Source organism: Dialister sp. CAG:357, assembly GCF_000435155.1.
Lineage (GTDB): Bacteria > Bacillota > Negativicutes > Veillonellales > Dialisteraceae > Dialister > Dialister hominis.
This window is the reverse complement of the sequence record NZ_FR896468.1, coordinates 15,286-21,626: the sequence shown is the minus strand read 5'-3', so window position 1 is coordinate 21,626 and position 6,341 is coordinate 15,286. Positions and strand designations below refer to the sequence as shown.

General features: G+C 52.5%; 7 protein-coding genes. 2 read left to right on the top strand and 5 right to left on the bottom strand.

Features of this window, described 5'->3' with window-relative positions:
* Positions 1-94 precede the first annotated feature (94 nt).
* Positions 95-940 (top strand): pantoate--beta-alanine ligase, encoded by an 846-nt coding sequence (gene panC / locus M3200_RS08575; protein ID WP_022383114.1) that lies wholly within the window; start codon positions 95-97, stop codon positions 938-940.
* A gap of 74 nt (positions 941-1,014) precedes the next feature.
* Here the strand turns inward: panC and M3200_RS08570 are convergent, their stop codons facing one another.
* The 5 genes from M3200_RS08570 to M3200_RS08550 form a co-directional block, all read right to left on the bottom strand.
* Positions 1,015-1,422, bottom strand: a complete 408-nt coding sequence (locus M3200_RS08570) for a flavodoxin domain-containing protein (RefSeq protein WP_231939271.1) — start codon at positions 1,420-1,422, stop codon at positions 1,015-1,017.
* Positions 1,305-2,201 carry an oxygen-binding di-iron domain-containing protein gene (locus M3200_RS08565; protein ID WP_022383112.1) on the bottom strand — a complete coding sequence of 299 codons (897 nt, stop codon included), beginning with the start codon at positions 2,199-2,201 and terminating at the stop codon, positions 1,305-1,307. Before M3200_RS08565 ends, M3200_RS08570 begins: the two co-directional genes overlap by 118 nt.
* An 82-nt stretch (positions 2,202-2,283) precedes the next feature.
* Positions 2,284-2,967: a DUF2249 domain-containing protein gene (locus M3200_RS08560; RefSeq protein ID WP_022383111.1), complete on the bottom strand. Its 684-nt coding sequence runs from the start codon at positions 2,965-2,967 to the stop codon at positions 2,284-2,286.
* Between the two features lie 184 nt (positions 2,968-3,151).
* Positions 3,152-3,793, bottom strand: a complete 642-nt coding sequence (locus M3200_RS08555; protein ID WP_022383110.1) for a potassium channel family protein — start codon at positions 3,791-3,793, stop codon at positions 3,152-3,154.
* A 17-nt stretch (positions 3,794-3,810) separates the two neighbouring features.
* Complete coding sequence (locus tag M3200_RS08550) at positions 3,811-5,142, bottom strand: TrkH family potassium uptake protein (protein ID WP_022383109.1); 1,332 nt, start codon at positions 5,140-5,142, stop codon at positions 3,811-3,813.
* 228 nt (positions 5,143-5,370) lie between these two features.
* Here M3200_RS08550 and M3200_RS08545 point away from each other — a divergent pair, with 228 nt between their 5' ends.
* Complete coding sequence (locus M3200_RS08545) at positions 5,371-6,198, top strand: transketolase (RefSeq protein WP_288178250.1); 828 nt, start codon at positions 5,371-5,373, stop codon at positions 6,196-6,198.
* Positions 6,199-6,341 lie beyond the last annotated feature (143 nt).

Here is a 6,341-nt window from a genome sequence, read left to right as displayed (position 1 = left end):
CAAGCATAATATAAATTTTTACCAACACGTTTTGCCCTATAACCCTTTTTTTATACTCTTTTGCCCCAAAACCATCAAAAGGAGTGTATGAACCTTGAAGATTTTTCGCACAGTCAAAGAAATGCAGGAATTTGCCCTGCGCCTGAAGCAGGAAGGCCGCCGGATCGGCCTGGTACCCACGATGGGAGCCTTACATGAAGGCCATCTGACGCTGATGCGGGCGGCAAAAGAAGCGACGGATTTCGTCATCGCATCGGTCTTCGTCAACCCAACCCAGTTCGGCCCCAATGAAGATTTTGACGCCTATCCACGCCGTTTTGAAGAAGACTGCCGGAAGCTCGAAAGCGTCGGCGTCGATGCCGTCTTTCATCCGCAAGCGGCAGACATGTATCCCCAGGGCTTTTGTACGTACGTCAACGTCGACGGCGATATCACACACAAGCTCTGTGGTGCCCAGCGGCCTATCCACTTCCGCGGTGTCGCCACAGTCGTAACGAAGCTCTTTAACATTACCCAGGCAGACGAAGCCTTTTTCGGCCAAAAGGATGCCCAGCAGGTCGTCGTTGTCTGCCGCTTTGTCCAGGATCTGAACTTGCCGGTTCATATCAACATGGTCCCCATCGTGCGGGAAGAAAGCGGCCTGGCCCGCAGCTCGCGCAACGTCTATCTGTCGCCGGAGGAAAAGACGGCAGCTCTCGTCTTGTCGCGCAGCCTGCGCCTGGCAAAGGACGCCTATGAAAAGGGCGAACGCAACGCAGCCGTCCTGAAGGCGCTGGTCACGAAAGAAATCGCAGGGGAACCGCTAGCCGCTATCGACTACGTAGATCTCTTTTCTTTCCCGGCCCTTGAAGCAATCGAAACGGTCGATGAAAAGAGCCTCCTTGCCCTGGCCGTACGCATTGGCAAGACGCGCCTTATCGACAACATCATCTTAGGCTGACAAAAAAAGCACGGCCGCGCCGGGATAACCCGGCACGACCGTGCCCTGACACTACGTGAGAGGAGGTATGGGTGTTAACCTAAGAGGTGTTTTACCAGTTCCGGTACAGCGGCGTAATCGCTTTCTTCCGGATTCCACTGGGACCGGATATTGTCGTCAATGACGTCAAAGCCAGCTTCTTTCAATTTAGCCTGGAGAATTTTGACGGATTCACCGCTCCAGCCATAGCAGCCGAAGGCAGCGGCTCTCTTATTCTTAAACTTCAGCTGTTTCAGGAATTCCAGCCAGCCGGCAACACTGGAAAGGATGCTGCAGCCGACGGTCGGCGAACCGACGGCAATGGCCTTGGATTTAAATACTTCCGTCATGACTTCATTCTTATCGGACTTGGCAATATTGAAGACCTTGACGACTGTATCCGGGCTCTGGGCATGGATTTCCGAAGCGATCTTGTGGGCAATGGATTCTGTGCCGTTCCACATGGTATCGTAGGCAATGGTAACCTGGTTTTCCTGGTAGGCATCAGCCCACTGGGCGTATTTTCGACGATCTGCAAGGGATCGGTGCGCCAAATAGCACCGTGGGACGGAGCGATCATTCCGATGGGCAGGTTGAGTTTGCCGATTTCTTCGAGTTTCTTTGTCAAAATGGGGGCAAAGGGGTTGAGGATGTTGGCGAAGTATTTCATGGCTTCGCGGTTCAGGAGACACTGGTCGGCTTTGTCGTTGAACAGTTCTTCTACGGCATAGTGCTGGCCGAAGGCATCCATAGAGAAGAGGATGTTGTCGCCGGTCATGTACGTTGCCATGGAATCAGGCCAATGGAGCATACGCATTTCTACGAAAATAAGCTTTTTGCCATTGCCGATGTCGAGGCTGTCGCCGGTTTTGACGACGTGGAAATTCCAGCCCCGTTTGCCGTACTGGCCTTCAATGCTGCGGACAGCGTTGGCCGTGCAATAAATAGGCGTATCAGGAATTTCTTCCATGAGCGTCGTCAAGGCGCCGGAATGGTCGCATTCGCCGTGGTTGGCAATGATGTAGTCGATCTTGTGCAGATCGATTTCCTTTTTCAGGTTTTCGATAAAGTCGAAACGATGGGGAACCCAGATCGTATCGACGAGGACCGTCTTTTCTTCTTCAATCAGATAGGCGTTCTGGCTGGAGCCGTTGTAAATCGAATAATCATCGCCGTGGAAGCTTTCCAGTTCCCAATCGACATAGCCAATCCAGCTGACATTACCTTTTACATGTTTTCTCATAACACTTGCCTCTTTGAAATTCCAATAGTTATACTTATTGTTTAGTATACACTATCTCACGCATTTTATCTAGAATACGTTGTTACTGAACTTTTATGTCGGGATTCTTTTCGCCGAATTTTTCCTTCAGGACAGCGCCGATTTCTGCCCGGCTCTTCCCCTGTTTTTCCAGGTTTCTTACGGTCTTATAAGCCTGGAACAGGGTGGACGGACCGATTTCAGAACTGAAGAAGCCGATCCTCTGGTTCCACGCCAAGAGTTCAAAGACGTCGTCCAGGGCAGCTGACGGCAAGCCGTGGATATAGGCTTTGACCAATTCTTGCGTAGCCTGACGCATGCGGCCGGCACCGACGGCATTGGTCGGGGACAAGAGGAGACGGAATTCATAGGGCAAAAAGCGTTTCGAATCATTCCAGGTGAGATCCCAGAAGGAGACGGACAGCTTGCCCAGTTCATCATCGATGAGGGGCATGTTGGTCAGTGCGGCCGGGCGCATGGGAATGTCACCGGGATCACTGCTAGCCGTCGTCTTATAGAAGTACGCATGATCAGCATCACCGGTCTGTTCCGTATGATATTCAAAGCCTAATTCCTGCATAACTTCGTACAAGGGAATGGGGTCAAAGTTTTGGACCACTTCCAGGCCGGCGCCAACGGGCAGCTTGGCTGCCTGCTGTTTCAGTCCGGGAAAGAAGTTTCCCTGAATGCCCCGTACGTCTACTTTTTTAAAATCCTTAATTTTGTCCTGCCAATCGATAAAGCTCATATATATCGCTCCCTTCACCGTTTCCGGTTGGTATTTTATCTAGCTTGTTAGGACTGCTTCATCCTTATGGCTGTAGTATACGATAGGGAGAAAAATGAATCTGTTGTTATTACAACGATATTGAGAATTTCTTACAAAAAGACCTGCATAGCGCGTTATGCAGGTCTTTTCCTATATGCTAAGCTCAATAGAATTGTTCGAGTGTTTCCTTTTTACCCAAGATGAGAATCGTGTGATCTTCCGTAAAGACCGTCTGCGGCGTGATTTCAGCCGTAAGCTCTTCGCCTTTCTTGAGGGCCAGGATATTGATATGGTAGTTTTTGCGAATATTCAGATCACCAACGGTCTTGCCGATCCAGGCCTGGGGAATGGCCACTTCACAAACGGCGTAATCCTTGCTGATGATGAAGTATTCAAAGAGGGAATCCGAGCCGTAGCGCAGGGCTGTCAGAAAGGCCGTCTGCTTTTCCGGGTAGACCGTGACGTCAGCACCGCAGCGGCGCAAGAGTTTTTCATGAATCCCCCGGGAGGCACGGGATACGACGAGCTTAGCGCCCAAGTCCTTGAGGAGTGCCGCCGTTTCCATAGAGCTCTGGAAATCATCACCGATGGTCACCAGGCAAATATCAAAATTAGGAATCCCCAGAGATTCGAGGAAGCTTTTGTCCGTGCTGTCCGCAACGAGGCCGTTCGTCGCATAGGGCAGCATTTTCTGTACCCGTTCTTCTGACGTGTCGACGACGAGGATTTCATGACCCATGTCATGGAGAATCATGCAAATATGGCTGCCAAAACGGCCTAAGCCGATGATTAAAATAGATTTCACGTGGTTGTCCTTCTTTCTTAACCGATAACGACGTCTTCCTTGACGTAATGGCTGCGCGTGCCGTCAAACTTGGAGTGAACGGCAAAGACAAAGGTCAAGGCACCGACACGGCCAAAGAACATAAGGAAGATCAGAATATACTTAGAGAGCGTGCTCAGCTGATCTGTAATGCCGATAGAAAGGCCTACTGTCGCAATAGCCGAAACCGTTTCAAAACACGAATCGAGGATGGAAAAATCATCCAAGGCGGAAATGAAGATGGTGCTGAAGATGATCAAGAGGAGATACATCATGAAGAGCACCGTTGCCTTGTGCAGTGTATCCTCGGAAATACGCCGGCCAAAGCAGGAAATATCGGAGCTGCGCCGCATCATGGCCCACACCGATGCCAAGAGGGCAAAGGCCGTCGTCGTCTTAATGCCGCCGGCCGTCGAGCCCGGCGCCCCGCCGACGAGCATGAGCAGGATCAGGATAGCCCGGTTGGATTCGGAAAGGGTCATGAGATCGACGCTGTTAAAGCCGGCTGTACGCGTCGTCACGGCCTGGAACATGGCCGGGAAGAGGTACATCGTATCGTGGTTCTGGCCAAATTCCGTAGCGTAAAAGATGAGCGTCGGCACGATGATGAGCACAGCCGTCATGATCAGGATGATCTTGGACTGCAGGCGGTACGCCCGGATGTGGAAGCCGTGGGTACGCACATCGGCCCAGGTCATAAAGCCCAGGCCGCCGATGATGATGAGCAGCATGATGACCGTGTTGACGACAGGGTTGAATTCATACGTCGTAAGGGAGCCGCCGCCAGCCGGTCCCATAATATCAAAGCCGGCATTACAAAAGGCCGAAATGGCGTGGAACATAGCATACCACCAGCCGGTGACCCAGCCGTATTGCGGCGCAAAGACCGTATACAAAAGCAGTGTGCCTACGAGCTCAATGATGGCGACATACTTCAGGATGAAGAGCACCAGCTGGACGATGCCCTTGAGCTGTGGCGCCGCCAGTGCTTCCTGCATGGTATTGCGCTGCATGAGGCCGATCTTACAGCCTGAAAAGACGGTCAGGGAAATGGCCGCCGTGACGACGCCCAGGCCGCCGACCTGAATGGCAAAAAGAATGACCGCCTGACCGAAGAAGGTCCAGTAGGTCCCCGTATCCTGTACGGAAAGGCCCGTTACGCAGACGGCGGAAACGATCGTAAAGAGGGCATCCGTAAAGGTCGCACCGGCGCCATCGACAGTGGCTGCAGGCAGCATAAGCAGGGCCGTCCCGGCCAGGATAAAGAGCGCAAAGCTGTACACGATGATCTGCGCCGGCGACAGGGACCGCCCGTATTTCAGTACATCCATATATTTCCTCCTGCCCCAAAGAAAGGGACATTGAAACTTTCCGGCACCGTCGTGCGGCGCCATATATCATCCGCATATAATAGGCTAAACGGCCCATATTGTCAAGCAGTTTCCCAGGAAGTTATAGTTTGTTTAACACTGCCGATCCCGGCGTGCCGACACTTTACGGCAGGGCCAAAAAGGTCTATGCTGTACGTATGCTATATATGATTTTGTTTTCATAAGGAGATGAATCGTATGACTAACGAAGAACTGACGCACAGGGCCGCCGAGGTGCGCTCGTACGTCGTCAAGATGCTGGCTGCTGCAGGCGCCGGCCATCCCGGTGGTTCTCTGTCTATCGTCGAAATACTGCAGGTATTATACGGCGAATTCATGCATGTCGATCCCCAAAAGCCCCATTGGCCTGACCGGGACCGGCTCATCCTGTCCAAGGGCCATGCCGCACCGGCCCTCTACGCCACGCTTATGCTGCAGGGCTTTTTCCCGGAAGCAGAGCTTTGGCAATTGCGCCAGTGCGGTGCTATGCTCCAGGGCGTACCGGATATGAACCGCACGCCGGGCATCGACATGTCTACAGGCTCTCTGGGCCAAGGCCTGTCGGCCGGTAACGGCATGGCCCTCGGCGCCCGTCTCGACCATGCCGCTTGGCATACGTATGTCCTCTGCGGCGACGGAGAAATTGAAGAAGGCATTATCTGGGAAGCGGCTATGACCAGTGCCCACTTCAAGCTCGATAACCTGACACTCATCATCGACCATAATAAGCTGCAGCTAGGCGGCACGACGGAAGACGTCATGAACATCATGCCTATCGACGCTAAATTCCGCGATTTCCATTGGCACACGATTACCATTAACGGCTACGACTTTACGCAAATCAAAAGCGCCTTGCAGGAAGCCCTGGCCCACAAAGGCCAGCCGACGGTCATCATTGCCGAAACGGTCAAGGGCAAGGGCGTCGATTTTATGGAAAATAACAAGGAATGGCACAATAAAGCCTTAGATGCCAAGGATGCCGCAACGGCACTGAAGGAACTGGGAGGTGAAGGCTGATGGCACAATCAACACGGGATGCATACGGTCATGTCCTGGAAACGGAAATCTATAAAAATCCGGACGTCGTCGTCGTCGATGCGGATATTGCCTCGTCGACACGGGCAGAAAAGTTCAAGAACAAGGCACCGGAACGGTTCTTC